27 protein-coding genes are annotated in these 23,882 nt (G+C 69.1%); 20 read left to right on the top strand and 7 right to left on the bottom strand.

All coding sequences use genetic code 11. The features are described 5' to 3' along the window. Window positions 1-15: 15 nt before the first annotated feature. Both P0L94_07110 and P0L94_07105 read right to left on the bottom strand, forming a co-directional pair. Window positions 16-867, bottom strand: a complete 852-nt coding sequence (locus tag P0L94_07110; protein ID WES65833.1) for a hypothetical protein — start codon at window positions 865-867, stop codon at window positions 16-18. After that, on the bottom strand, window positions 864-1,625 hold the full coding sequence (locus tag P0L94_07105; protein ID WES65832.1) for a YfbU family protein: 762 nt from the start codon (window positions 1,623-1,625) through the stop codon (window positions 864-866). Before P0L94_07105 ends, P0L94_07110 begins: the two co-directional genes overlap by 4 nt. Window positions 1,626-1,848: 223 nt before the next feature. Here P0L94_07105 and P0L94_07100 point away from each other — a divergent pair, with 223 nt between their 5' ends. Continuing rightward, on the top strand, window positions 1,849-2,703 hold the full coding sequence (locus P0L94_07100; protein WES65831.1) for a hypothetical protein: 855 nt from the start codon (window positions 1,849-1,851) through the stop codon (window positions 2,701-2,703). A gap of 274 nt (window positions 2,704-2,977) precedes the next feature. On the opposite strand, the gene P0L94_07095 is transcribed toward P0L94_07100, so the two are convergent. Beyond that, the gene (locus P0L94_07095; protein ID WES65830.1) at window positions 2,978-3,505 is read right to left on the bottom strand and encodes a hypothetical protein; all 528 of its coding nucleotides are present in this window, start codon (window positions 3,503-3,505) and stop codon (window positions 2,978-2,980) included. Window positions 3,506-3,707: 202 nt separating this feature from the next. Between P0L94_07095 and P0L94_07090 the strand changes: the two genes are divergently transcribed. Continuing rightward, window positions 3,708-4,208, top strand: a complete 501-nt coding sequence (locus tag P0L94_07090; protein ID WES65829.1) for a DUF1643 domain-containing protein — start codon at window positions 3,708-3,710, stop codon at window positions 4,206-4,208. Window positions 4,209-4,379: 171 nt separating this feature from the next. On the opposite strand, the gene P0L94_07085 is transcribed toward P0L94_07090, so the two are convergent. The 4 genes from P0L94_07085 to P0L94_07070 form a co-directional block, all read right to left on the bottom strand. Then, window positions 4,380-5,294, bottom strand: a complete 915-nt coding sequence (locus P0L94_07085; protein ID WES65828.1) for a TIGR01777 family oxidoreductase — start codon at window positions 5,292-5,294, stop codon at window positions 4,380-4,382. Beyond that, window positions 5,287-5,712: an OsmC family peroxiredoxin gene (locus tag P0L94_07080; protein ID WES65827.1), complete on the bottom strand. Its 426-nt coding sequence runs from the start codon at window positions 5,710-5,712 to the stop codon at window positions 5,287-5,289. Before P0L94_07080 ends, P0L94_07085 begins: the two co-directional genes overlap by 8 nt. Window positions 5,713-5,814: 102 nt before the next feature. Further along, window positions 5,815-6,354 carry a DUF4395 domain-containing protein gene (locus P0L94_07075; protein ID WES65826.1) on the bottom strand — a complete coding sequence of 180 codons (540 nt, stop codon included), beginning with the start codon at window positions 6,352-6,354 and terminating at the stop codon, window positions 5,815-5,817. Beyond that, a complete protein-coding gene (locus P0L94_07070; protein ID WES65825.1) occupies window positions 6,347-6,784 on the bottom strand; it encodes a thioredoxin family protein in 438 nt (145 codons plus the stop codon). The genes P0L94_07075 and P0L94_07070 overlap by 8 nt, the downstream gene beginning before the upstream one ends. A gap of 129 nt (window positions 6,785-6,913) precedes the next feature. Between P0L94_07070 and P0L94_07065 the strand changes: the two genes are divergently transcribed. The 18 genes from P0L94_07065 (at window position 6,914) to P0L94_06980 (ending at window position 23,730) form a co-directional block, all read left to right on the top strand. After that, window positions 6,914-7,711, top strand: a complete 798-nt coding sequence (locus P0L94_07065; protein WES66299.1) for a thymidylate synthase — start codon at window positions 6,914-6,916, stop codon at window positions 7,709-7,711. Then, the gene (locus tag P0L94_07060; protein ID WES65824.1) at window positions 7,708-8,214 is read left to right on the top strand and encodes a dihydrofolate reductase; all 507 of its coding nucleotides are present in this window, start codon (window positions 7,708-7,710) and stop codon (window positions 8,212-8,214) included. Before P0L94_07065 ends, P0L94_07060 begins: the two co-directional genes overlap by 4 nt. Window positions 8,215-8,237: 23 nt before the next feature. Next, window positions 8,238-9,002 (top strand): SDR family oxidoreductase, encoded by a 765-nt coding sequence (locus P0L94_07055; GenBank protein WES65823.1) that lies wholly within the window; start codon window positions 8,238-8,240, stop codon window positions 9,000-9,002. Window positions 9,003-9,062: 60 nt separating this feature from the next. Beyond that, window positions 9,063-10,040 (top strand): 4-hydroxy-tetrahydrodipicolinate synthase, encoded by a 978-nt coding sequence (gene dapA, locus P0L94_07050; protein WES65822.1) that lies wholly within the window; start codon window positions 9,063-9,065, stop codon window positions 10,038-10,040. A 70-nt stretch (window positions 10,041-10,110) separates the two neighbouring features. Then, window positions 10,111-11,787, top strand: a complete 1,677-nt coding sequence (locus tag P0L94_07045; GenBank protein WES65821.1) for a ribonuclease J — start codon at window positions 10,111-10,113, stop codon at window positions 11,785-11,787. 40 nt (window positions 11,788-11,827) lie between these two features. Further along, the gene (locus P0L94_07040; GenBank protein WES65820.1) at window positions 11,828-12,322 is read left to right on the top strand and encodes a GNAT family N-acetyltransferase; all 495 of its coding nucleotides are present in this window, start codon (window positions 11,828-11,830) and stop codon (window positions 12,320-12,322) included. Window positions 12,323-12,398: 76 nt separating this feature from the next. After that, the gene (locus P0L94_07035) at window positions 12,399-15,101 is read left to right on the top strand and encodes a DNA translocase FtsK 4TM domain-containing protein (GenBank protein ID WES65819.1); all 2,703 of its coding nucleotides are present in this window, start codon (window positions 12,399-12,401) and stop codon (window positions 15,099-15,101) included. Window positions 15,102-15,148: 47 nt separating this feature from the next. Continuing rightward, a complete protein-coding gene (pgsA, locus tag P0L94_07030) occupies window positions 15,149-15,721 on the top strand; it encodes a CDP-diacylglycerol--glycerol-3-phosphate 3-phosphatidyltransferase (protein ID WES65818.1) in 573 nt (190 codons plus the stop codon). Further along, window positions 15,718-16,191 (top strand): nicotinamide-nucleotide amidohydrolase family protein, encoded by a 474-nt coding sequence (locus P0L94_07025; GenBank protein WES65817.1) that lies wholly within the window; start codon window positions 15,718-15,720, stop codon window positions 16,189-16,191. The genes pgsA and P0L94_07025 overlap by 4 nt, the downstream gene beginning before the upstream one ends. A 149-nt stretch (window positions 16,192-16,340) precedes the next feature. Beyond that, a complete protein-coding gene (locus tag P0L94_07020; protein WES65816.1) occupies window positions 16,341-16,649 on the top strand; it encodes a helix-turn-helix transcriptional regulator in 309 nt (102 codons plus the stop codon). Between the two features lie 21 nt (window positions 16,650-16,670). Next, window positions 16,671-16,892: a DUF3046 domain-containing protein gene (locus P0L94_07015; GenBank protein ID WES65815.1), complete on the top strand. Its 222-nt coding sequence runs from the start codon at window positions 16,671-16,673 to the stop codon at window positions 16,890-16,892. A 246-nt stretch (window positions 16,893-17,138) separates the two neighbouring features. Further along, window positions 17,139-18,191 carry a recombinase RecA gene (gene recA, locus P0L94_07010; GenBank protein WES65814.1) on the top strand — a complete coding sequence of 351 codons (1,053 nt, stop codon included), beginning with the start codon at window positions 17,139-17,141 and terminating at the stop codon, window positions 18,189-18,191. Next, window positions 18,191-18,844, top strand: a complete 654-nt coding sequence (locus tag P0L94_07005; protein ID WES65813.1) for a regulatory protein RecX — start codon at window positions 18,191-18,193, stop codon at window positions 18,842-18,844. Before recA ends, P0L94_07005 begins: the two co-directional genes overlap by 1 nt. 75 nt (window positions 18,845-18,919) lie before the next feature. Continuing rightward, window positions 18,920-19,855: an ABC transporter ATP-binding protein gene (locus tag P0L94_07000; protein ID WES65812.1), complete on the top strand. Its 936-nt coding sequence runs from the start codon at window positions 18,920-18,922 to the stop codon at window positions 19,853-19,855. Continuing rightward, on the top strand, window positions 19,855-20,733 hold the full coding sequence (locus P0L94_06995) for an ABC transporter permease (GenBank protein ID WES65811.1): 879 nt from the start codon (window positions 19,855-19,857) through the stop codon (window positions 20,731-20,733). The genes P0L94_07000 and P0L94_06995 overlap by 1 nt, the downstream gene beginning before the upstream one ends. 87 nt (window positions 20,734-20,820) lie before the next feature. Then, window positions 20,821-22,374, top strand: a complete 1,554-nt coding sequence (miaB, locus tag P0L94_06990; GenBank protein ID WES65810.1) for a tRNA (N6-isopentenyl adenosine(37)-C2)-methylthiotransferase MiaB — start codon at window positions 20,821-20,823, stop codon at window positions 22,372-22,374. Window positions 22,375-22,390: 16 nt separating this feature from the next. Next, a complete protein-coding gene (gene miaA, locus P0L94_06985) occupies window positions 22,391-23,311 on the top strand; it encodes a tRNA (adenosine(37)-N6)-dimethylallyltransferase MiaA (GenBank protein WES65809.1) in 921 nt (306 codons plus the stop codon). Continuing rightward, on the top strand, window positions 23,308-23,730 hold the full coding sequence (locus P0L94_06980) for a GNAT family acetyltransferase (protein ID WES65808.1): 423 nt from the start codon (window positions 23,308-23,310) through the stop codon (window positions 23,728-23,730). The genes miaA and P0L94_06980 overlap by 4 nt, the downstream gene beginning before the upstream one ends. Window positions 23,731-23,882: the final 152 nt, after the last annotated feature.

Below are 23,882 nucleotides of genomic sequence, written 5' to 3'. Positions count from 1 at the left end.
ATCGACCGGGCCGGGCTAGACCGAGGAATCCGTGAAGGCTCCCAGCAGGCTGCGAAGTCGTTGCGGGAGGAGCGATCGGTCGCTTCCCTCAAAGGGCGATACAAAGATGTCTCGGAGCGCCCCCACGTCTGCGGCCCCCACCGTGAGTGTCGCCACGGCGCCCCTGCGAGGTACCAACCGTTCGAGGCCGTTCTCGGCGGCGGCAGCGTCTACACGATCCAGATGATTCGGCCCGGATGACTCGGTCGGTGGCAGAACCAGGAACCCCATAGAACCGATCCCGATGGTTAGCGCGGACTGCACGGCCGCCCCGGACCGACCGGTGAACCCAATCGCATGTCCGGCGGCGCTGGTGACGCCCATGTTGCCGAAGGCCGTGAGGACTTCGTAGCTCTCCTGCACGGCCGTGCCCTGATGCTCGAGCGTGGCAACGCGCGCCGCGTAGACACGCCACCCAGGCGGGATTCCGGTTGCTGTGTGCGTCACGAAACGACTGTGGAGCAGTCGGCGTGCCACGTCGGCGGGGACGATGGAGTCGCCTCGTTCGAGGGCGAGGAGGAGCAGGATCCAGAACACCCAGTCGGCCATCTGGCCGATCGCCATGTCGGTAGCGGGGGTGCCCTTCTCGATGAGCTCCATCATCTCGGTTCGCGAGTGCAGTCGTGACGTCGCATCGTTGCAGCGTTTGCAGAGTGTCGTGTGGGTCTTCCGAACGTCACCCTCCTGGTTCGGGTCTACGCCAAATCTTCTCCACAGTGTCTGCGGGATGATGTGCTCGAGGGTCAGCTCGGGTCTGTTCGTCTCGCCACAGATCAGGCAGTCCGAGCGGTTGAGTGATGGTCGACCGGTTGTCATCGCTTCGTTCACCGCCCTTCGCGACGCAGGCTGGGGTGGATCTGCGAATCGGCGAGCCGCTGGAGTTCGTCCAGGCTCAGGTAGTAGGCGTCCAGGTCGTATCCGCGCCGACCTCGACCCTCCATGATGCGGCGATACTCCCCGAGCATGCGCAGGTATAGGTCCAGGACAGGCATGTGTGAGTTGCCTCGATCATGGCGGTCCATCTGCCCCTGGAGTTCGGCCCACCGGTCGTCATCCATCAGGAAACGCACGTATCGCGCCATGTGACCTTCGAGAGAATTGTTGTGGTCGAATCCGCGGAACTCGAGCGAGGCCTCCAGATCGTCGCCAACGCTCTCGCCGTCACGCTTCAGCTTCCCAATGCTGAAGGTGATGTACCGGAACATCTCCAGGATGTCGAGCACCCGGTTGGAGTCTCGCCGAGAGAGTTCGGGGCTGAGATCGGCGACAAGGCGGTAGTACTCCCCCGTATATCCTTCCTGGATCACCTCCGCCAGTTCGAGCTGGCCTTCGAGGTCGCCGCCCCCGTCCTCCAGCAGGACGCGAGCGAGAATCCGATGAAGCAGCGCGAGCATCTGCCGATCGACCTGCCGGAGGCTCTCTGGTACCTCGAGGTCGCCATGGTCCTCCGGGTGCTCATAGACGGGAACGGTCGATGCTGACACGAGATCGCGGACGAACTCGCTAAGAGTCACCCCCTGGTCATCCGCCATTTCCTTGAGCTGGTCGCGGACCGAGTCGTCGACTCTCACGTTCAGGACTGCCATGTTGAACCTTTCATTTGTGTATGACGCTAAGTGTCATTACGTCATACAGTATACCAGGCTTGGATTCGGTGTGTTCTGACGACGACCGTCGATGTCGCCTCACCCGCGCTGGCGCGGGCGCCAAGAACTCCAGACCATCCCGCGCGCAACACGGTCCTCGTGCGTACGCGAACCGTGCGAGAAGCCCTCGAAGCGTTCCGGTTGCGTCGATAGCGTGAGGGCCGTGACCAGCAAGTACCGCACTGAACCCCAGGTCAAGTTCAAAGCGTTCCGTGATCTCGAGAAGCGGCGAGCTGAAGCGAGTGACACTGTCTGGGCTCTACTCGTAGGCTCCAAGCTCGCCGTCCAGACGTTGGCCGACGTTCCGAACCAGAAAGTACTGCTCGCAGACCAGTACCCCGACCTCGCGCACGTCCAGCGCATGAACCAGCGGCTGGACCGCGCCGGTCAACTTCTGAGCGAGGCGGAACGTGAAGCGTGCACGATGGCGCTGAACTTCACGTTTGGACTCCACGAAGACTTCGTGAAGTCCTGCATCAGGCTTCTTGTGCCGCTGGGCAAGGCAAGCAATCGCGTTGCGAACTCGAACTCGAACATCATTCATGAGGAGTTTGCGACCGCGACATCACACCCCATGGACACCGACGCCCTTGCACTGTTTCATCTGACGCGGAAGATTCGGAACGCCTACACCCACGCTGCCGGGTTGGTGCGTGAGGGCCTCGTTGAGCACTATGAATCGCTCACGACGACTCAACGTGAGACATGGTCGGCGCTAACATGTGAGCCGTTCCGCGTTCCATCGTTGGGGGAGTCGGCTTCTTTGGGAGTCCCCGGGTTGACTGGCGCACTCGCTGTCCAGAAGAGACTCGCGTACGACGTGAACCTGGGACTTCAGAACGTGATCCCGCGCGATGCATGGGCGGACATCGCTGTGGGTGACTACATCGAAGAGAACGGCAAGTTGCCAAGAGACACAAGTGCGCTTCGCAAAGTTCGCGGCTACCTGCGCGGGGGATATCAAGCGCTCAAGCTCACGAACGCGGAGCTTGTCGCCGCCATCGAGCGGCGGAAGTAAAAGTGGGATGCTCTGCCTATTGAGCTACAGCACCACGTAAAGATGCCGTCAGGATTCGAACCTGAGTCTCCCAACTCTGTGAGCAACCGGGGCGTGAACCCGACGGACCCGTGTAGTCAATCGCTCGTGGGATCAGACTAGCAGCGAGTCCCCAGCCGTTGAAGTGGCCGCTCGTCGATGCGATCGGAAACCGGTTGAACAAGAGTTGATCGGTCTCAGGTCCCCGAGAGTGCCTGTCGGCTGACTGGTCCTCGACCGCGCGATCCCCGTGCCCTTACGTGGTCGGCCAGAGGCCTTTCCCCGGCTCATGGCGTCCCGTGCGGGCAAGCCACTTTCCGAAGTCGATCAGCTCCGTGTTCTGTGAGCGTCGGGTACTCGACTCTTCTCCCCATCGGCCTATGACCGGAATCACATAGTCCAGATAGTCCGCTGCGAACATGAGCCAGATCTTGTCCTGATGGAAGTGTGACTCACAGTCCTGCGCAGGCTCACGATCCGCGAGACCCAATCCCACTGCACAGGCGACGGCCTCACGAACGCTTTGTTCGAGATGGCCCCAACCCGAAGGCGTACGAGACCGCTCGCCCTGGAGCGCGTGGATAGCGACCGTGAAGGTGGCCTTCCACTCCGAGACATCGCCGCTGAAGCTTAGTTGTGCCATGAGGCGCCGCAGGGGCAAGAGAGCGCCTTGCAGCAGACTCGCGCTCGCACGCCGATTGGCCCAGCGAGTCTGGCCTTCTGTCATCCGGCCACTGATGATCGCTCCTGAGATCGAGCCGGCCGCTGAAAGGGCATCAGTCATGGATCCTCCTCGACGAAATCATCGCGCCAACCCACGACATCGCGCCACGGACCGACGGGCTGTCTTCAGACGATCGCCCCGCATGCCCGCAGCCGGTCCTCGCTCGAGCTCGCCTCGAGCTGGGAGGGATTTGGCATGATCGTGCATCATGACTCCGAGTAGCTCGCGGCCGATCCTGTACCCCCACGGCCAGGAGCCCACGATGTGGGATCCAGCCCCGGCAAGGGCGAACCATCGATTCGCCCTCGGGCGACCAGCCAACGCCGGCCAATCCCCTGGCACGCTCTTCGTCGTTGGCATGAATCCTTCGCATGCGAACGAGGTAACCTCCGACACCACCGTCAACTTGGCAATCGAGGCAAGTGTCGAACTCAAGTGCTCGGGGTGGGTGATGCTCAACCTGTACCCAGAGCGGGCGAGCTCGCCGTCGAACATCGGTGCCTTCGATCAGACGCTGTCGGATCAGAACTGCGCCGTGATCGAACGTGTCCTTCGCCAGCACGGCGCGACCGAAGTATTCGCGGCGTGGGGTGATCTCAAGAGCGCAGCCGTTCGCAAGGCCAAGCCGCATGTGCTCGGTGTGTTCGCGAAGCTTGGCGTTCGCCCCTTCTACTTCGACCGTCTGACTGTGGCTCGCCAGCCGCGGCACCTCCACAGCCGAGGACCCAAGCTGGATCTTCAAGCTCCCAGGCACTACCTCTGAGCACGCACGCCGGTCGCCCATCGCTCGCGCGTGGCGGCCGGGGCCGCGGAACCGGACGCCTGAACACGGGTGCGTTTCGAGCGGCAGTCGATGTCCGCATGACCGGTGCGGTGACGTGCGCGATCATGGCCGGCCGTGCGAACCGCGTGCCGCGGAGTCAACGGTGCAAGGTCAGCGCGCCGGCACGGCAGCCGCGACGGCGTCCTCGACCGTGCGGTGCGTGAACGTGAACCCGGATGCCTCGAGCGCGGCCGGGACGATGTGCGCGTCGGCGGTCAGCAGCGACTCGGTGGCGTCCTTGCCGAGCCCGAGCTTGAGGCCCCACTCGGGTGCCCGCAGCAGATAAGGGCGGTTCATGCGCCGTGCCAGGGCGAAGCCCAGGTCGTTCGCGGTCGCACGCTCGGGCCCGCTGAGGTTCACGGGACCGTCGATGTCGGCGCCGAGGACGTGGTGGATCGCCCGCACCTCGTCTTCGAGCGAGATCCAGCCCCACGCCTGCGTGCCGCGCCCCACCGGGCCGCTCACGCCCAGCGCCGTGAGGAGCAGCAGCGGCTTGAGCACCCCCTCGGGGTGGATCAGCGGCGCCGTGCGCAGGTGCACGACGCGCGCGTCGCCCGCGTGCCGCGCGGCGGCCTCCCACTCCTCGCAGATGTCGGCGAGGAACGTCTCACCCCGCGGCGCGGACTCGTCGAGCGGCACTCCCGGCGCCGACCCGTAGTAGCCGACCGCGGATGCCGAGGCGAACGCCGGCGCATCCGTCCCGAGCTCGCGCAGAGCGCTCGCGATGGCCTGCGTCGGGATGACGCGGGACCACAGCAGCGTGCGCCGATACGAGGACGTCCAGGGGAACCGGCCGATCGACGCGCCGTTGAGCCCCACCACGGCATCCGCCCCCTCGAGCACCGCCGGATCGAGTCGCTCGTTCTCTGTCAGCCACTCGACTTCGTCGGGCGCCGCGGCCGGGCGCCGCACGAGGCGTGTGACCTCGACGCCGTCGGCGCGCAGCCGCTCGATCAGCGCACCGCCGATGAGACCCGAGGCGCCGGCGACGACGACGCGGCGCAGGGCCGGATGGGCGTCAGGCAAGCGTCGCCTCGAGCGTGATCTCCACGCCGGCGAGCGCCTGCGACACGGGGCAGCCGGCCTTGGCTGCCTGCGCGATGCTCTCGAAGTCCTCCGGAGAGATGCCCGGCACCACCGCGTTCACATTCAGGTGGCTGCCGGTGATGCCCGTGCCGGGGACGAACGTCACCGATGCGGTCGTGTCGATCGACTCCGGCGGCGTGCCGTTCTCGGCCAGCATGTTCGAGAACGCCATGCAGAAGCACGAGGAGTGCGCGGCCGCGATCAGCTCTTCGGGCGTCGTGACGGACGTCGAGCCCTCGCTGCGTGCCTTCCAGTTCACCGCGAAGGTGCCCGATCCCGACGACACCAGCGTGACCTCGCCGGATCCCTCGAACAGGTTGCCCTTCCAGGCGGTGGTGGCTTCGCTGGTGACGGACATCGGTACCTCCTGGATCGCGGCTCCCGCGGCGCGGACGCTCGCGGTCAGCCTAACGACGCCCGTCGCCGCGCGCGACGGTCGAACCGGGGTGCGTCGCGAAAATCAGGCCGCGGCGGGGCGCTCGCGCCCGACGATCCCGGCGCGCTGCAGCAGGAGGTACAGCTGGCAGCCCAGGCACAGCCCGAAGGCGGCGTTGAGGAACGACGCGATGAACGCCATCGCGGCCGCGATCGGCAACGCCCACGGCACGCCGACGAGCTGCAGCACCAGACCGATCGCCGTGACGAAGAGGCCGACGCCCTGCGCGAAGCGCGGCGGACGCGGGTCCTCGAACTCCGTCGGCGGGGTCAGTCGCGGCTGCACGGCGGCGCGGTACAGGGCCCCCCACGGCGCGGTGCGCGGCGAGGCGACGCCCCACACGAACAGCAGCACGAGCACGAGCAGCAGCAGGAACGCGGGATCCAGCACGCGCTCGGCCAGCGAAGCCGCCGGCAGCGCCCACGCGCCGTCGGCCGATCGGCTCGTGGCGAGCCCGGTGAGGCCCAGGAAGACGTCGACCAGAAGGAGGACGGAGGTGATCGCCGCGGTGAAGCGCGGGCCGCGGGGGTCGATGCCGCGGTGGGCGCCGGTGGCCTCAGGCATGCGCGTCGACTCCCGTCAGGCGGGTGAGCTCGAGCTCGAGCACGTCGCGCGAGGGCGCGCCGCCGATGCGGGTCTGCACGGCGCCGTCCCGGTCGAGCACGAGTGTCGTCGGGGTCTGCAGGATGTGGAAGTGCTTGGCGATGTCGGGACGGTGCGTCACATCGATGTCGAGGTGGCGCACGCCGTCACGGTCGCGGGCGACGTCCGAGAGCAGACGGTGGACTCCGGGGCACTTCGCGCACATCTCGGTGCTGAACTGCAGCAGCGTCGCCGTCTCGCCGAGCGTGTCGGCCCCCAGACGCTGAGGCTGGATGACCTCGTGGGGGATATCGCGCTGGGGACGGCCCTGACGCAGCTTCATGACGACGCCGACGACGACCGTCGCCGCCAGCAGAGCGACGAGGCCGATGAGTGCACTCAACAGATCCACGTCTTCAACCGTAGATGCATTCGCCTGAACGGATCCCGGATGGCCTCACTGTGACGGCATGTGACACGCCTGCGAACCCCTGCCCGTGCTCATCGTCGCGCGAGTATCGTGTCAGCCGTGACCGCAGCCATCCCGACCCCGTACGAGGACCTTCTGCGCGACGTCCTGGAGCACGGCACGCACAAGGACGACCGCACCGGAACGGGCACCACGAGCGTGTTCGGCCGGCAGATCCGCTTCGATCTGTCGCAGGGCTTCCCGCTCATCACCACCAAGCGCGTCCACTTCAAGTCGATCGCGTACGAGCTGCTGTGGTTCCTGCGCGGCGAATCGAACGTGAGGTGGCTGCAGGAGCACGGCGTGACGATCTGGGACGAGTGGGCGGATGCCGCCGGCGAGCTGGGTCCGGTCTACGGCGTCCAGTGGCGCTCGTGGCCGACGCCGTCCGGCGGCCACATCGACCAGGTCGCCCAGGTGATCGAGCAGATCCGTTCGAACCCCGACTCGCGCCGCATCATCGTCTCGGCGTGGAACCCGGCCGACATCCCTGACATGGCGCTCGCGCCGTGCCACGCGTTCTTCCAGTTCTACGTCGCCGACGGCAGGCTGTCGTGCCAGCTGTACCAGCGCAGCGCCGACATGTTCCTGGGCGTGCCGTTCAACATCGCCTCGTACGCGCTGCTGACCCTCATGATCGCGCAGCAGACCGGTCTCGAGCCCGGCGACTTCGTGTGGACCGGCGGCGACTGCCACATCTACGACAACCACCGCGAGCAGGTCGCCGAGCAGCTCACGCGCGATCCCTACCCGTATCCGACCCTCACGATCCGCCGCACGCCGCCGTCGATCTTCGACTACGAGTACGAGGACTTCGCCGTCGAGGACTACCAGCACCACCCCGCCATCCGCGGCGCGGTCGCGGTATGACGCGGATCGGCCTGATCTGGGCCGAGGCCGCCGGGGGAGTGATCGGCGCGGACGGCGCCATGCCGTGGCACGTGCCCGAGGACCTCGCGCACTTCCGCGCCGTCACCGGCGAGGATCCGGTCGTCATGGGGCGGCGGACGTGGGAGTCGCTCCCGCCGCGATTCCGCCCGCTGCCGAACCGGCGGAACATCGTCGTGACGCGTCAGGACGAGTGGGCGGATGCCGGTGCCGAGCGCGCCGCATCGCTGGAGTCCGCTCTCGCGCTCGCCGCGGAGGGCTCCCCGGAGTGGGTGTGGGTGATCGGCGGGGGACAGCTCTACCGCGAGGCCATCGGTCGCGCCGACCGCCTCGAGGTGACCGAACTCGACCTCGCCGTCGACGGCGACACCACAGCCCCCGATCGCGAGGGGTGGGAAACGGTGCGGGTCGATCCGCCGACCGGCCGGCACACGTCGCGCACGGGGGTCCGCTACCGGTTCGTCAGTCAGGAGCCCGCGTCGTAGGTCCAGCACCTAGGCTGGCGCGCATGGCGAAGACGGCACTCATCACGGGAGCGAGCTCGGGCATCGGCGCGGAGTACGCGCGGCAGCTGGCGGCACGCGGAGCAGACCTCGTGCTGGTCGCGCGCGACCGGACCGCGCTGGAGGCGCTCGCCGCGCGTCTCGGCGACGAGCACGGCGTCCACGCCGAGGTGCTCGTGGCCGATCTGCTGGCGCCGGACGACCTCGCCGTCGTCGAGGAGCGGCTCGCCGACCCGGACCGCCCGATCGAGATCCTCGTCAACAACGCCGGGTTCGCGCTGGGGTTCGCGTTCGAACGCAACGACATCGACGACGAGGTGCGCCACCTGAGGCTGCACGTCGAAGCGCCCATGCGCCTCATGCACGCCGTCATCGGGCCGATGCTCGAGCGCGGACACGGGCGCATCCTCAACGTCGCGTCGGTCTCGGGCTGGATGCCGCGCTCGACCTACGGCGCCGCGAAGGGGTGGCTGATCAGCTTCAGCCGCTGGGCCAACGGCGCCTATGCCGCACGCGGCATCGTCGTCACGGCCGTCGCCCCTGGTTTCACGCACACGAACTTCCATGAGCGCGCCGGCCTGCCCAAGGGCGAGGAGGGCATCGCCGACTGGATGTGGCTGGATGCCTCGACCGTCGTCGCGACATCGCTGCGCGACTCCGCTCGCGGCAAGGCGGTGTCGATCCCGTCGCTGAAGTACAAGGTGCTCGTCGCGGCGGCCCGCCTCTCGCCCCCGCGGCTCGTGGCGCGCGCCGCGACCCGTGGACGCTGACCCGGATCATCGTGTCGGCATCCGTCGTGTCGGCATCCGCCCAACCGATAGCCTGAGAGCATGACGCACACGGGCAACCCCTTCGGACAGGTGCTCGTCGCGCTGGTCACTCCGATGACCGCCGACGGCGAGGTCGACTGGCCCGCCGTCGAGAAGCACATCGACGATGTCATCACCGCGGGAGCGGACGGCATCGTCGTCACGGGCACGACCGGCGAGACCTCGACGCTGACGGACGCCGAGAAGCTCAAGCTCGTCGAGGTCGGCAAGGACGTCTCGGCCGGGCGGGCGAAGATCATCACGGGCGGCGGCTCCAACGAGACCGCCCACGCGATCGAGCTCTACAAGGCCAGCGAGAAGGCGGGCGCCGACGGCATCATGATCGTCACGCCCTACTACAACAAGCCGACGCAGGCGGGCATCCTGACCCACTTCCGGCTCGTGGCCGACGCGACCGACCTGCCGGTGATCCTCTACGACATCCCCGGACGCACCGGCGTGCCCATCAAGTACGAGACGATCCTGCGCCTGGCCAAGCACCCGAACATCCTGGCCGTCAAGGACGCCAAGGGCGACTTCAGCGAGGTCAGCCGGGTGCTGAACCAGACCGACCTGATGTACTTCTCGGGCGACGACGCCAACGTGCTGCCGCACCTGTCGATCGGCGCGACCGGGCTCATCGGCGTGACGGCGAACATCGCCGCCCAGCCGTACCGCGACATCGTCGACGCCGTCAACGCCGGCGACCTGCGCTCGGCCACCGCGGCGCACAGGAAGCTCGAGCCGCTCGTGCGCGCCGTCATGACGCACGTGCCCGGAACCGTCGCGGCGAAGTACATCCTGCACGGGCTCGGGCGCATCTCGAGCCCGCGCGTGCGGCTGCCGCTCGTCGGGCCCGAGGAGTGGGAGGCCGCGGCCATCGAGGACGAGCTCGCGCTCGTGACCGACGTGCCCGGCGTCGACTTCTCGAACTTCCGCCCCGACCGCAACGCGGCGGCCGGCGGCGCCCTGCCGAAGGTGTCGGGCACGACGAGATGACCTGCCCGGGAGCCGAATCTCCCGGACGAATGAAGCGATCGGATGCCGCGGGCATCCCCAGGAGGCTGACATGCCCATGAATCCGTACGACCCGCCCGCCCTCGGATCCGGGACGCTCCGGGTGACGCCGCTCGGCGGGCTCGGCGAGGTCGGCCGCAACATGACCGTCTTCGAGTACGACGGCAAGCTGCTCATCGTCGACTGCGGCGTGCTGTTCCCCGAGGAGCACCAGCCCGGCGTCGACCTGATCCTGCCGGACTTCGAGCCCATCAAGGATCGCCTCGACGACATCGTCGGCGTCGTGCTCACGCACGGCCACGAGGACCACATCGGCGCCGTGCCGTACCTGCTGCGCATGAAGCGCGACATCCCTCTGCTCGGCTCGGGGCTGACGCTGGCGCTGACCGAGGCGAAGCTCAAAGAGCACCGCATCAAGCCCTACACGCTCACCGTCGCCGAAGGTCAGCGCGAGCAGCTCGGAGACTTCGACCTCGAGTTCGTCGCCGTCAACCACTCGATTCCCGACGCTCTCGCGGTCGCGATCCGCACTCCCGCCGGCACGGTGCTGGCCACCGGCGACTTCAAGATGGACCAGCTGCCCCTCGACGGGCGGCTGACCGACCTGCGGTCCTTCGCGCGCCTCGGCGAGGAGGGGGTGGACCTGTTCCTCGTCGACTCCACCAACGCCGACGTCCCCGGCTTCACGCCCACCGAGCGCTCCATCGGACCGGTCCTGGACCAGGTGATCGCCAAGGCGCCGCGCCGCGTCATCGTCGCGAGCTTCTCGAGCCACGTCCATCGCGTACAGCAGGTGATCGACGCCGCGGCCGCCCACGGACGCCGCGTGGCTTTCCTCGGCCGCAGCATGGTGCGCAACATGACGATCGCCGAGGACCTCGGCTACCTGACCGTCCCCGACGGCCTGCTGATCGACTACAAGAAGGCGCGCGACCTTCCCGAGGACCGGATCGTCTACATGTCGACCGGCTCGCAGGGCGAGCCCATGGCCGTGCTCAGCCGCATGGCCAACCTCGACCACGAGATCGAGCCCGGCGAGGGCGACACCGTGATCCTCGCCTCGAGCCTCATCCCGGGCAACGAGAACGCCGTCTACCGCGTCATCGACGGGTTGACCAAGCTCGGCGCGAACGTCGTGCACAAGGCCAACGCGCGCGTGCACGTGTCGGGTCACGCCGCCGCGGGCGAGCTGCTCTACTGCTACAACATCCTCGGCCCCAAGAACGTGCTGCCGGTGCACGGCGAGTTCCGCCACCTCATGGCAAACGCCAAGCTCGCGCAGGACACCGGCATCCCCGCCGAGCGCACCATCCTCGGCGAGAACGGCACCGTGGTCGACCTCAAGGACGGCCTCGCCCAGGTCGTCGGCCAGCTCGACCTCGGCTTCGTCTACGTCGACGGCTCGACCGTCGGCGAGATCACGGATGCCGACCTGAAGGACCGTCGCATCCTCGGCGAAGAGGGCTTCGTGTCGGTCATCGTCGTCGTGGACGCCGCGACGGGTCGCATCATCAACGGGCCCGACATCCACGCACGCGGCGTGGCCGAGGACGACGCGGTGTTCGAGGACGTCAAGCCGAAGATCGCCGCAGCCCTCACCGAGGCCGCCCACTCGGGTGTGCGCGACCAGTACGCGCTGTCGCAGGTCGTCCGCCGCACGATCGGCCGCTGGGTCAACCAGAAGCTCCGGCGGCGGCCGATGATCGTGCCGGTGGTCATCGAGGCGTAGCCATCCGGGGACGGGCGCGGCGCGACAGTATGATCGCGTCATGCCCGCTTCTTTCCGCATCCGCCCCGCGGCGCAGCCCGACGGCGCGTTCCTGGGCGAGATGGTCGTCGAGGCGGCGAACTGGCAGCCGGGCACCGACCGGCTCAAGCACGAGGTGCTCGACGACCCCGAGTACAAGCGGTACATCTCGGGCTGGATGCGGCCCGGCGACGCCGGCTTCGTCGCGCTCGCGGGCAGCGGCGAGCCGATCGGCGCCGCGTGGTACCGCATGTTCCCGCGCTCGGATCCGGGGTTCGGCTACGTCGCGACGGGCGTCCCCGAGATGATCATCGGCGTGCGGCCGATCTGGCGCGCGCACGGCGTCGGGCGCGCGCTCGTGCAGCACCTGTGCGAGCACGCCAAGGCGAATGGCTTCGGCCGGCTGAGTCTGAGCGTCGAGCGCGGCAATTTCGCCACGACGCTCTACCGCAGCGAGGGCTTCGCCGTCACCACCGCCGGCCACGGCCGCAGCACGATGGTCAAGCGGCTCGGCTGACGACACGCCGGCGAGAGTGCGGCCAACCCCGCGTGGGGGACCGCGAATGTCGACGGATCCGCCTACCGTGGGACCCATGCCACGCAGTTCCAGCGCGCCCGCGAAGGGCAAGACGCCCGCGAAGGGGGCGCCCTCGCGCGCCCGCAAGCCCGCGCCGGCGCCGAAGTCGTACGTCGGCGAGCCGGATCGGCCGCCCGTCGTCGTGCGCGCGTGGCTGGGTCTCGCACACGCGACCGGCGCACTGTTCCGCGCCTTCGGGCCCGAGACGCTCGAGAAGGATCAGCGTCGCGACGGCTTCCCGTTCCTGCTCGTGCTGCTGGCCGTCGCCGGCGCCGTCGTCGAGTGGTTCTTCATCGGCAACGACACCGCCGCGCTCATCAGCGCGTACTCGGTCGGCGGGCTGCTCGGCCGCGAGGCGTTCATCCTGCCGGTCCTGCTGACGGTGCTCGCCGGCTGGATGTTCCGGCACCCGTCCTCGGTCCACGACAACGGGCGCATCGGCATCGGGTTCGGCATGCTCGCGCTCATGATCGCCGGCTTCTGCCATGTCGCCGGCGGCCGCCCGCAGCCCGTCGAGGGGCTGCCCGCGCTCAGCGAGGCGGGCGGACTGTTCGGGTGGATGGTCGGCGAGCCGCTCGCGCTCGTGCTGACCGACATCGGCGCCTACATCGTGCTCGGCGTCTTCACCGTGCTCAGCGTCCTCATCCTGACCAAGACGCCGCCCAACCGCATCGGCCGCCGCCTCGGCGAGCTGTACGACTGGATGTTCGGCGCCGAGCCGCGCCCCGAGAAGCCCGAAGCGGATGCCGCGGTCGAGTCCGACGCCGACGACTCGCTGCCCTGGTGGCGACGCAACAAGTCGCGCCGAGAGACCGAGTCCGGCGACGGCCTGGGGTCGTCGGACCTCACGGAGCTGCTGCCCCCGGGGACCTCGCAGGGCGGCTTCGACAAGGCGGTCGTCCCCGCTGCGGCGCCGGCTCCGGCACCGCCTGCGCCGGACGCGGACGCGGACGCGGTCACCGAAGTCATCGATCCCGCGCTCCTGGCGGGCGGCGCGAAGGCGGCCGCCAAGGGCGGCACCGGCCTGCGCGACGACTCCGCGCAGGAGGTCGCCGACGACGGCATGCTCCCGGGGCTCTCGGGGCTGGGCTCCGACGGGCCGCACGACCAGCCGCCGGCACCGTATCGCCTGCCGTCGGCGTCCTCACTCGCCTCGGGGCCGCCGCACAAGGCCCGCTCGCAGGCCAACGACGACACCGTCCGCGCGATCACCGGCGTGCTCGAGCAGTTCTCGGTCGACGCCCGCGTCACCGGCTTCTCGCGGGGTCCCACCGTCACGCAGTACGAGATCGCCCTCGGGCCCGGCGTCAAGGTGGAGCGGATCACGGCGCTCACCAACAACATCGCCTACGCCGTCGCGTCGAACGAGGTGCGCATCCTCGCGCCGATCCCGGGCAAGAGCGCCATCGGCGTGGAGATCCCGAACTCCGATCGCGAGATCGTCACGCTCGGCGACGTGCTGCGCTCCGACACCGCCGAGCACTCGAAGCACCCGATGACGATCGGCGTCGGCAAGGACGTCGGGGGCGGGTTCGTGGTCGCGAACCTCGCCAAGATGCCGCACCTGCTCGTCGCCGGCTCGACCGGCTCGGGCAAGTCGAGCTTCGTGAACTCGATGATCACGAGCCTGCTGATGCGGGCCAAGCCGGCAGACGTCCGCATGGTGCTGATCGACCCCAAGCGCGTCGAGCTCACCAGCTACGCCGGCGTCCCGCACCTGATCACCCCCATCATCACGAACCCCAAGAAGGCCGCCGAGGCGCTTCAGTGGGTCGTGAAGGAGATGGACATGCGGTACGACGACCTGGCGTCGTTCGGCTTCCGTCACATCGACGACTTCAACAAGGCCGTCGTCGCCGGTGAGGTGAAGCTCCCCGAGGGGAGCGAGCGCGTCCTCAAGCCGTACCCGTACCTGCTGGTCGTCGTCGACGAGCTCGCCGATCTCATGATGGTCGCCCCGCGCGACGTCGAGGACTCCATCGTGCGCATCACGCAGCTCGCCCGCGCGTCGGGCATCCACCTCGTGCTCGCGACCCAGCGTCCGAGCGTCGACGTGGTCACGGGCCTCATCAAGGCGAACGTGCCGTCGCGCCTGGCCTTCGCCGTGACGAGCGTGACCGACTCGCGCGTCATCCTCGACCAGCCCGGCGCGGACCGGCTCATCGGCCAGGGTGACGGACTGTTCCTGCCGATGGGCGCATCCAAGCCTCTGCGCGTGCAGGGCGCCTGGGTCAGCGAACCCGAGATCGAGAAGGTCGTTGCGCACGTCACCGCTCAGGCGCGCCCCGACTACCGTGACGACGTCGCGGCGGTGGCCGAGAAGAAGGAGATCGACGCCGACATCGGCGACGACCTCGAACTGCTGCTGGCGGCCGCCGAGCTCATCGTCTCGACGCAGTTCGGCTCGACGTCGATGCTGCAGCGCAAGCTGCGCGTCGGCTTCGCCAAGGCCGGGCGCCTCATGGACCTGCTCGAATCGCGCGAGATCGTCGGTCCGTCCGAGGGGTCCAAGGCGCGCGACGTGCTCGTCACCCCCGAGCAGCTGCCGGGCGTCCTGGCGCGCCTGCGGGGCGACGACGTGCCCGAGAGCGCGCCCGCGGCGTCGGCGAATCCGGCCGACCCGTATGCGGCGGATCCCGTGGAGCAGCAGTTCGAGGGCCGCGAGGTCGTCGACGCCGACGGCGACGAGGATGCCTGGGGGCTCACGGGCCGCGACTGACGCGGGTCGCGCCCGATCCCGGGCGATCCTGCGGATAGGCTCGGACCATGGCGATCCCGAGGCAGCTGCCCAACGCGATCACGATCGTCCGGATCCTCTTCGCGCCGGTCTTCCTGTGGATGCTGCTGGCCGACGCCGGCGCCGACGGTCCGCTGCGGTGGTGGGCGGCGGTGCTGTTCATCGTCGCGATCGCGACCGACTGGGTCGACGGCTATCTCGCCCGCAGATACGAGATCGTCACCGATCTCGGCAAGCTCCTCGACCCGATCGCCGACAAGGCGCTCACGGGCATCGCATTCGTCGGACTGTCTATCCTGGGCGAGCTGCCGTGGTGGATCACCATCGTCGTCCTCGTGCGCGAGATCGGCATCACCGTCTATCGCCTCGTGGTCGTGAGCGACCACGTGCTGGCGGCGGCGTGGATGGGCAAGCTCAAGACCTTCGCGCAGGCGATCGCGCTGTCGCTCGCGCTGCTGCCGCTGTGGACGCTCGTGGGCGAGTGGATCTGGTGGGTCAACGGCGTCACGATGGCGGTCGCGGTCGCGCTCACCATCGCCAGCGGAATCGACTACATCGTCGCCGAGGTGCGCGGAGCCCGGGCGAAGAAGGACCGGGCGTGACGGATGCCGCGGCGGCGCTGCTGGCGCGCCTCGCCGAACGCGGCTGGTCGATCGGCACGGCGGAGTCCCTGACGGGCGGACTCGTCGCGGGGCGCATCACGAGCGTTCCGGGGGCCTCGGCGAGCATGCGCGGGGGAGTGGTCGCGTACGCCACCGACGTCAAGAGCACGGTGCTGGGGGTGTCGGCCGCGCTGCTGGCCGAACGCGGCGCCGTCGACGCGGATGTCGCGCAGTCGATGGCCCACGGCATCCGCCGGCTCCTGGGCGCCGACGTGGGGGTGGCGACGACCGGCGTCGCCGGTCCCGACCCGCAGGACGGCAAGCCCGTCGGCACGGTGTTCATCGCGGTGTCCACGCCGGCCGTGACCCGCGTCCAGCAGCTGTCGACGGCGGGGTCGAGGGAGCAGATCCGCGAGGCGACCGTCGACGCCGCCGTGGAGCTGTGTGCGGCGGTCCTCGACGCCTCCTAGACGTCACGCGGAAATAGATCGTGTTTCGGTGTGGTTAAGTTCCGCGATTCCCACCCATTGCCCAGCGCACGGGATTAGATTGACATCACGTGGTGTTATACCGTTGTCCACCCGGACGGCGTAGGGAATCGGCAGTGAGGAGGGGACCCATGATCCTGGTACGGCAAGAGATCGGTGAGGTGCTTCGTGACTTCCGCCAGCAGAAGGGTCGCACCCTCCGTCAGGTCGCGGGCCGCGCGAGTGTCGCTCTCGGCTACCTGAGCGAAGTCGAGCGGGGCCAGAAAGAGGCGTCGAGCGAGATCCTCGCATCGGTCGCCGAGGCCCTCGACGTCCCCATCTCCACGATCATGCGCGAGGTCGGCGACCGGCTGTCGGTGCTCGAGGGTCTGCAGACCTTCCCCGACGTGGTTCCCGACGAACTGGTGGCCTCGGTCGACGCCGAGCTGTCGCTGCGCTGAGACCGCGCGATCGGGCGGCTCATGCGGCGCAGTGAGTTCGAGCGCGCCGTGGCCGACGAGTTCGGCGCGAGCGGACCGTCCCTCGTCGCCGATCTGGTGCTTCCCGGCATCGGGAGCATGACGGCTGCGGAGGCTCTGTCGGCGGGCGTTCCGCCGCGCGAGATCTGGCTCGCGCTCTGCTCCGAGACCGACGTGCCGGACTCTCGCCGCTACGGCGTGGGCCGTCTCGAACCTCGTCGCTGATTCCGCCTGTTCGCACCGGCGTGTCGTCGAAGATCCGTTCGATCTTCGCCCTAGGCTCCTGCACAGCGGATGTCCCCGCACGGTTCGTCCACAGATCGACGGGCTCCCCGACCGATGTCGGAGGCCCTTCGTACTGTGAACCTCGTCGGAAGACATCCCACGCCTTGTCGCAGTACCCTCTCCATCCCGGATCGGGGCGCGACAGCCTACAGGCGACGGACTCGATGAAGTGCAGGAGGAGCACAAATGCCATCACCCGCTGACCGCGACAAAGCCCTCGATTCGGCTCTCGCGCAGATCGATCGTCAGTTCGGCAAGGGAACGGTCATGCGACTGGGCAGCGACGAGCGTGCTCCGGTCGAGGTCATCCCCACCGGCTCGATCGCCCTCGACGTCGCCCTCGGCGTCGGCGGCATCCCCCGCGGCCGCATCATCGAGATCTACGGCCCGGAATCCTCGGGTAAGACGACGCTGACGCTGCACGCGATCGCCAATGTGCAGAAGGCCGGCGGCATCGCGGCGTTCATCGACGCCGAGCACGCCCTCGACCCCGACTACGCGCAGAAGCTCGGCGTCGACATCGACGCCCTGCTCGTGTCGCAGCCCGACACCGGCGAGCAGGCGCTCGAGATCGCCGACATGCTGATCCGCTCCGGTGCGATCGACCTGGTCGTCATCGACTCGGTCGCGGCCCTCGTTCCCAAGGCCGAGATCGACGGCGAGATGGGCGACTCCCACGTCGGACTGCAGGCCCGACTGATGTCGCAGGCGCTGCGCAAGCTCACCGGTGGTTTGAACCAGACCAAGACGACCGCGATCTTCATCAACCAGCTGCGCGAGAAGATCGGTGTTTTCTTCGGTTCGCCCGAGACGACCGCGGGCGGCAAGGCGCTGAAGTTCTACGCGTCGGTGCGCATGGACATCCGTCGCATCGAGACGCTCAAGGACGGCTCCGAGGCGGTGGGCAACCGCACGCGCGTCAAGGTCGTCAAGAACAAGATGGCTCCGCCGTTCAAGCAGGCGGAGTTCGACATCCTCTACGGCGTCGGCATCTCGCGCGAGGGCAGCCTCATCGACTTCGGCGTCGAGCACGCGATCGTGAAGAAGTCCGGCGCGTGGTACACCTACGACGGCGAGCAGCTGGGGCAGGGCAAGGAGAACGCGCGCAACTTCCTGCTGAAGAACACCGACGTCGCCGCCGAGATCGAATCGAAGATCAAAGCGAAGCTCGGCATCGGCCAGCCCAAGTCCGAAGAGGCCTCCGCCAAGGACGAGCTGGCGGCGCGCCGCCCGGCCTGATGGTCCACTTCGTCGAGGAAGGGGGCGAGGACGACCGCCTCGCCCCCATCACCCCCATGTTCGAGCGTCGGTCGCCGTTGCGCGCGCCAGGCGCCGGATACGACGACGACCGCGTGATCGCCGCGGCGTCCGCATCGGAGGGCGACGCGGCGGCTCCCGCGGGCGAGGACGCCGCGCGCGCCGAGAAGGCGCTCGTGCGCCGACTGGCGAACCGGCAGCTGTCGGTCTCCGAGGCCCGCGCGTTCCTCGCGGGGCGCGACATCGGTGAGGAGGACGTCGAGGCGATCATCGAGGACTTCCTCGCGCGGCGCTATCTCGACGATGCGCGCCTCGCCGAGCAGCTCGTCTACCAGGGCGCGGAGCGCAAAGGGCGCGGACGCCAGGCGATCGCGCAGACGATGGCGGCTCGCGGCATCCCGCGCGACGACGCCGAGGCGGCGCTCCTGCCGCTCGCGGACGACGAGGGAGAGCGTGCCCTCGACGTGGCGCGCGGGCGCGCCCGCCTCCTCGACGGCGTCGACGAGCAGGCGGCCCTGCGCCGGCTGCACGGCCAGCTGATGCGCCGCGGGTACTCGGGCTCCGCGGCGATGGAGGCCGCCCGCACGGCACTCGCTGAGCGTCGCGCCGAGTCCAGCGGGGTGCGGTTCCGATAGATCCGGCCCGCCGTATCCGTGCCAGACTGGCTCGGCGACATCCGCGCCCGTACCCGACGACGCCGAGGGGATGCCATGGCCATCGAGGTCGACGGTCTCACCAAGCGCTATCGGCATGTCACGGCCGTGAACGACATCAGCTTCTCGGTGGCCGACGGTACCGCGTTCGCGTTCCTCGGCTCGAACGGCGCCGGCAAATCCACGACGATCGGCTGTCTGACCACGGCCCTCGCCTTCGACGGCGGAACCGTGCAGGTCGCAGGGCACGACGTCGCGCGGGACGGTGAGCGCGTCCGCGAGCGGATCGGGGTGGTCTTCCAGGACTCCGTCCTCGATCCGGCGCTCACGACGCGCGAGAACCTGCGCTTCCGCGCCGTCCTCGCCCGCGTGGACCGTCCGCTGATCGATCGGCGGATCTCTCTGCTCGCCGACATCATCGCCCTCGGATCGTTCCTCGATCAGCCGTACGGCCGGCTCTCGGGCGGTCAGCGCCGCCGCGTCGACATCGCGCGGGCGCTGCTGCACGAGCCGGCGATCCTCTTCCTCGACGAGCCGACGGCTGGGCTCGACCCGCACAGCCGCGCACTCGTATGGCGCACGATCCACCACCTGCGCGAGCAGACGGGACTGACGGTCTTCCTCACGACCCACTACATGGAGGAGACCGAAGAGGCGGACCGCGTCTGCGTCATCGACCGCGGCTCGATCATCGCCGACGGCTCTCCGGCGGGCCTGCGCGCGCGCTACAGCCACAGCATCCTCTCGGTGGCCTCCGCCGATCCCGCCGCGCTGGTGGGGATCGCCGAGGCCGCCGGGGCCGAGGCCCGCACGGACGGACACGATGTGTCGATCGCCGTCGACGGCGCCGAGACCGCCCGCAGGATCCTCGCGGCGCACGGGGACGCGGTGCGCGACTTCGAGTTCCGGCACGGCCGGATGGACGACGTCTTCCTCGCTCTCACGGGGCGCGCCGCAGACGACGCCGACGGAACCGAGGAGGAGGCGGGCTGATGGGCATCGTCGGAGCGATCGTGCGGCGGAACCTGCGTCTGTTCTTCCGCGACCGCATGAACGTGTTCTTCTCGCTGCTGGGCGCTCTCATCCTGTTCGTGCTGTACACGCTCTTCCTCGCCCGCCTGCAGCTCGACGCCCTCGGCGATGCCTTCCCCGACGCCTCCGAGGAGGAGATCCGGGCCTTCGTCGACACGTGGATGTTCGCGGGCATCGTCATGCTCTCCACGATCACGACCGGGCTCGGCGGGCTCGCGACACTGGTCGACGACGGCGAGACGGGACGCTTCCGCGACTACCTCGTCTCGCCGGTGCGCCGCTGGCAGCTCGTCCTCGGCTACCTGCTTGCGGCGGTGACCGTCGCCATCGTGATGTCGATGGTGGTGCTCGCCATCAGTGTCCTCTACCTCGGGATAGTCGATCAGACGTGGCTGCCGATCGACGCGGTCGTGCGCATCGCCGGCATCACGATCCTGTGCTGTGCGGGGTTCACCGCGCTGTCGGCGCTCATCGTGTCGTTCATCCGCACCGGTGCGGCATTCTCGGGTCTGGCGACCGTCATCGGCACGGCGCTGGGCTTCGTCGCCGGCGCCTACATCCCGGTCGGCTCGCTTCCCGAGGGCGTCGCGGGGACGATCAACGCCCTGCCCTTCGCGCAGGGGGCGATGCTCCTGCGCCGCGAGTTCACCGAGGACACGCTGACGGTGATGTCCGGCGGCAACGCCGACGCCGCCGAGACCTTCCGGGAGTTCTACGGCATCGACGCGTACGTCGGGGACCTGCTCGTGCCCGCCGGGCTCGCCTTCGCGGTCCTGCTCGCGATGGCGCTCGGGTTCACGGCGCTGTCCGCGGGCCGGATCCGCGCCCGCATCCGCTGAACACCGGGCCGCGCGGCGCTCGGGGGCGGCGGCGTCGTCGCCCTGTCAGGCGCCCTCACGGCATCCGCTCGTAGAATGGCATCCATCATGTCGACCCCATCCAGCTCCCCGACGCTCATCGCGCCCTCCGAGGCGGCGACGGGCGCCGACGGCCGCGCGCGCACGTACGAGGTGCGCACGTTCGGCTGCCAGATGAACGTCCACGACTCCGAGCGCCTGTCGGGCTCGCTCGAGAGCGCCGGCTATCTCCGCGCCGAGGCGGGCGAAGAGGCCGATGTCGTCGTCATCAACACGTGCGCGGTGCGCGACAACGCCGCCGGCAAGCTCTACGGCACCCTCGGACACCTGAAGTCGCGCAAGGACAAGCGCGAGGGCATGCAGATCGCCGTCGGCGGCTGCCTCGCGCAGATGGACAAGGAGGTCGTCCAGCAGAAGGCGCCGTGGGTCGACGTCGTCTTCGGCACCCACAACATGGGGTCGCTGCCGAGCCTGCTCGAGCGCGCGCGCCACAACGACGAGGCCGAGCTCGAGATCCTCGAGTCGCTCGAGATCTTCCCCTCGACCCTGCCGACCAAGCGGGACAGCGTCTACAGCGGCTGGGTCTCCATCTCGGTCGGCTGCAACAACACGTGCACGTTCTGCATCGTGCCGAGCCTGCGCGGCAAGGAGAAGGACCGTCGTCCCGGCGACATCCTGAACGAGATCCGGCTGCTCGTCGACGACGGCGCGATGGAGGTCACCCTCCTCGGCCAGAACGTCAACTCGTACGGCGTCGAGTTCGGCGACCGCCAGGCGTTCGGCAAGCTGCTGCGCGCGGCCGGCGAGATCGACGGCCTCGAGCGCATCCGCTTCACGAGCCCGCACCCCGCCGCGTTCACCGACGACGTCATCGATGCGATGGCCGAGACCCCGGCGGTCATGCCGCAGCTGCACATGCCGCTGCAGTCGGGCAGCGACCGCATCCTCAAGGCGATGCGCCGCTCGTACCGCAGCGAGCGGTTCCTGGGCATCCTCGACCGCGTGCGCGCGCGGATCCCGCACGCCGCGATCTCGACCGACATCATCGTCGGGTTCCCGGGTGAAACCGACGAGGACTTCGAAGACACCATGCGCGTGGTCGAGCAGGCCCGCTTCGCCAGCGCCTTCACCTTCCAGTACTCGATCCGCGAGGGTACGCCCGCCGCGACGATGCCCGACCAGGTGCCGAAGGTCGTCGTGCAGGAGCGGTACGAGCGCCTCGTCGCGCTGCAGGAGCGCATCTCGCTCGAGGAGAACCAGAAGCAGCTCGGCCGAGAGCTGCAGGTGCTGGTCTCGACCGGCGAGGGAAAGAAGGACGCCGAGACGCACCGGCTCACCGGCCGCGCCGAGGACAACCGCCTCGTCCACTTCGAGGTGCCGTCGGGCTCGGACGTCCCGCGCCCCGGCGACATCGTCTCGGTCGTCGTGACCCACGCGGCGCCCTTCCACCTGCTCGCCGACGCTCCCGACGGCGCGCCGCTGCGCATCCGCCGCACGCGTTCGGGCGAAGCGTGGGATCGCTCGCAGGCCGAGTCGTGCGCCGTGCCGGCGCCGGCACCCGTGGGCGATGACGGTCGCCGCATGGTGGGCCTGGGCATCCCCACGCTGCGCATCGGTTCGTGACGTCGCGGGGCGCGTCGTGAGCGCGACTCCCCGGCTGTGGGCGGTGGTCGGTGCGACCGGGACCGGCAAGACGTCTCTGTCCCTGGACCTCGCCGAAGCGCTGATCTCGCGCGGGCGACCGGCCGAGATCGTCAACGCCGACGCCATGCAGCTGTACCGCGGCATGGACATCGGCACGGCGAAGCTGCCGGTCGCAGAGCGACGCGGCATCCCGCACCACCTGTTCGACGTGCTCGATGTCACCGAGGACGCCGCCGTCGCGTGGTACCAGGGCGCCGCCCGCGACACGATCGAGCAGATCCACGCCCGCGGCGCCGACGCGATCCTCGTCGGCGGGTCCGGCCTCTACGTCTCGAGCGTGCTGTTCGACTTCCGATTCCCGCCGCGCGACGCCGAGCTGCGCGCGCGCCTCGAGGCCGAGCTCGAGGCCGACGGCCCGGGTGCGCTGTTCGCGCGGCTGCGCGAACAGGACCCCGCCACCGCCGAGCGCATCGACCCGCGCAACGGCCGGCGCATCGTTCGCGCCCTCGAGGTGCTCGAACTCGGTGAGCGCACGCACGGCGCCGCGCTGCCCGATGAGCCCGTGCTGTGGCGCGAGGCGACGAGGATCATCGGCGTCGCCGTCCCGCGCGACGAGCTCGTCGCGCGGCTCGACGAGCGGGTCGAGAGGATGTGGCGAGACGGCCTCCTCGACGAGGTCGCGCGCCTGCGCACGCAGGGGCTGGAGGACGGCGTGACAGCGCGCCGGGCCATCGGGTACGCCCAGGCTCTCGCGGAGCTGAACGGCGAGCAGAGCGAGGCCGAGGCGATCGCCGAAACGCAGGCGCTGACGCGCCGCTACGCGCGCCGGCAGGTGTCCTGGTTCAAGCGATATCCCGAGATCATGTGGACGGGCCCTGGGGCGGATGCCGCCGCCCTGGCAGACTCGGCGGCATGACCGTCGACATCCGCACCTTCCAGATCGCCGATACCGAGGCCGTCATCGCCCTCTGGCAGGCCACGGGCCTGACCCGTCCATGGAACAACCCGCACCAGGACATCCGCCGCAAGCTCGAGGTGCATCCCGACCTCTTCCTCGTCGCCGAGGACGCCGGCGAGGTCGTGGGCTCGGTCATGGCCGGCTACGACGGGCACCGGGGGTGGATCTACTACCTCGCCAGCGACCCCGCCCGCCGCGGGCAGGGCATCGCCCGCGCCCTCGTCGAGGAGGCCGAGGAGCGACTGCTCGAGCTGGGCTGCCCGAAGGTGAACCTCATGGTGCGTCCCGAGAACGGGGTCGCGCAGGGGTTCTACGAGTCGCTCGGCTACGAGCACTTCGACACGTGGGCGACGGGCAAGCGTCTCATCGCCGACTGAAGCGGGATGCCCGGAATTCGGATGGACCGGCATCCGAACTTCGGATCCACGCGCGATACTCGGACCTTCCGGGCCCGAGAGCCCGAACCCGGTGCACCGATCCGGATTTCGGATGCCGTGCGCGGCCGGTGGGCGGTGGCGGCGGCGTTCGC

The sequence above is a fragment of the Microbacter sp. GSS18 genome (assembly GCA_029319145.1).
In the GTDB taxonomy this organism is placed as follows: Bacteria; Actinomycetota; Actinomycetes; order Actinomycetales; family Microbacteriaceae; genus Microbacterium.
Note: the sequence above shows the minus strand (reverse complement) of the source record. Positions and strands in the feature narration are given on the sequence as shown.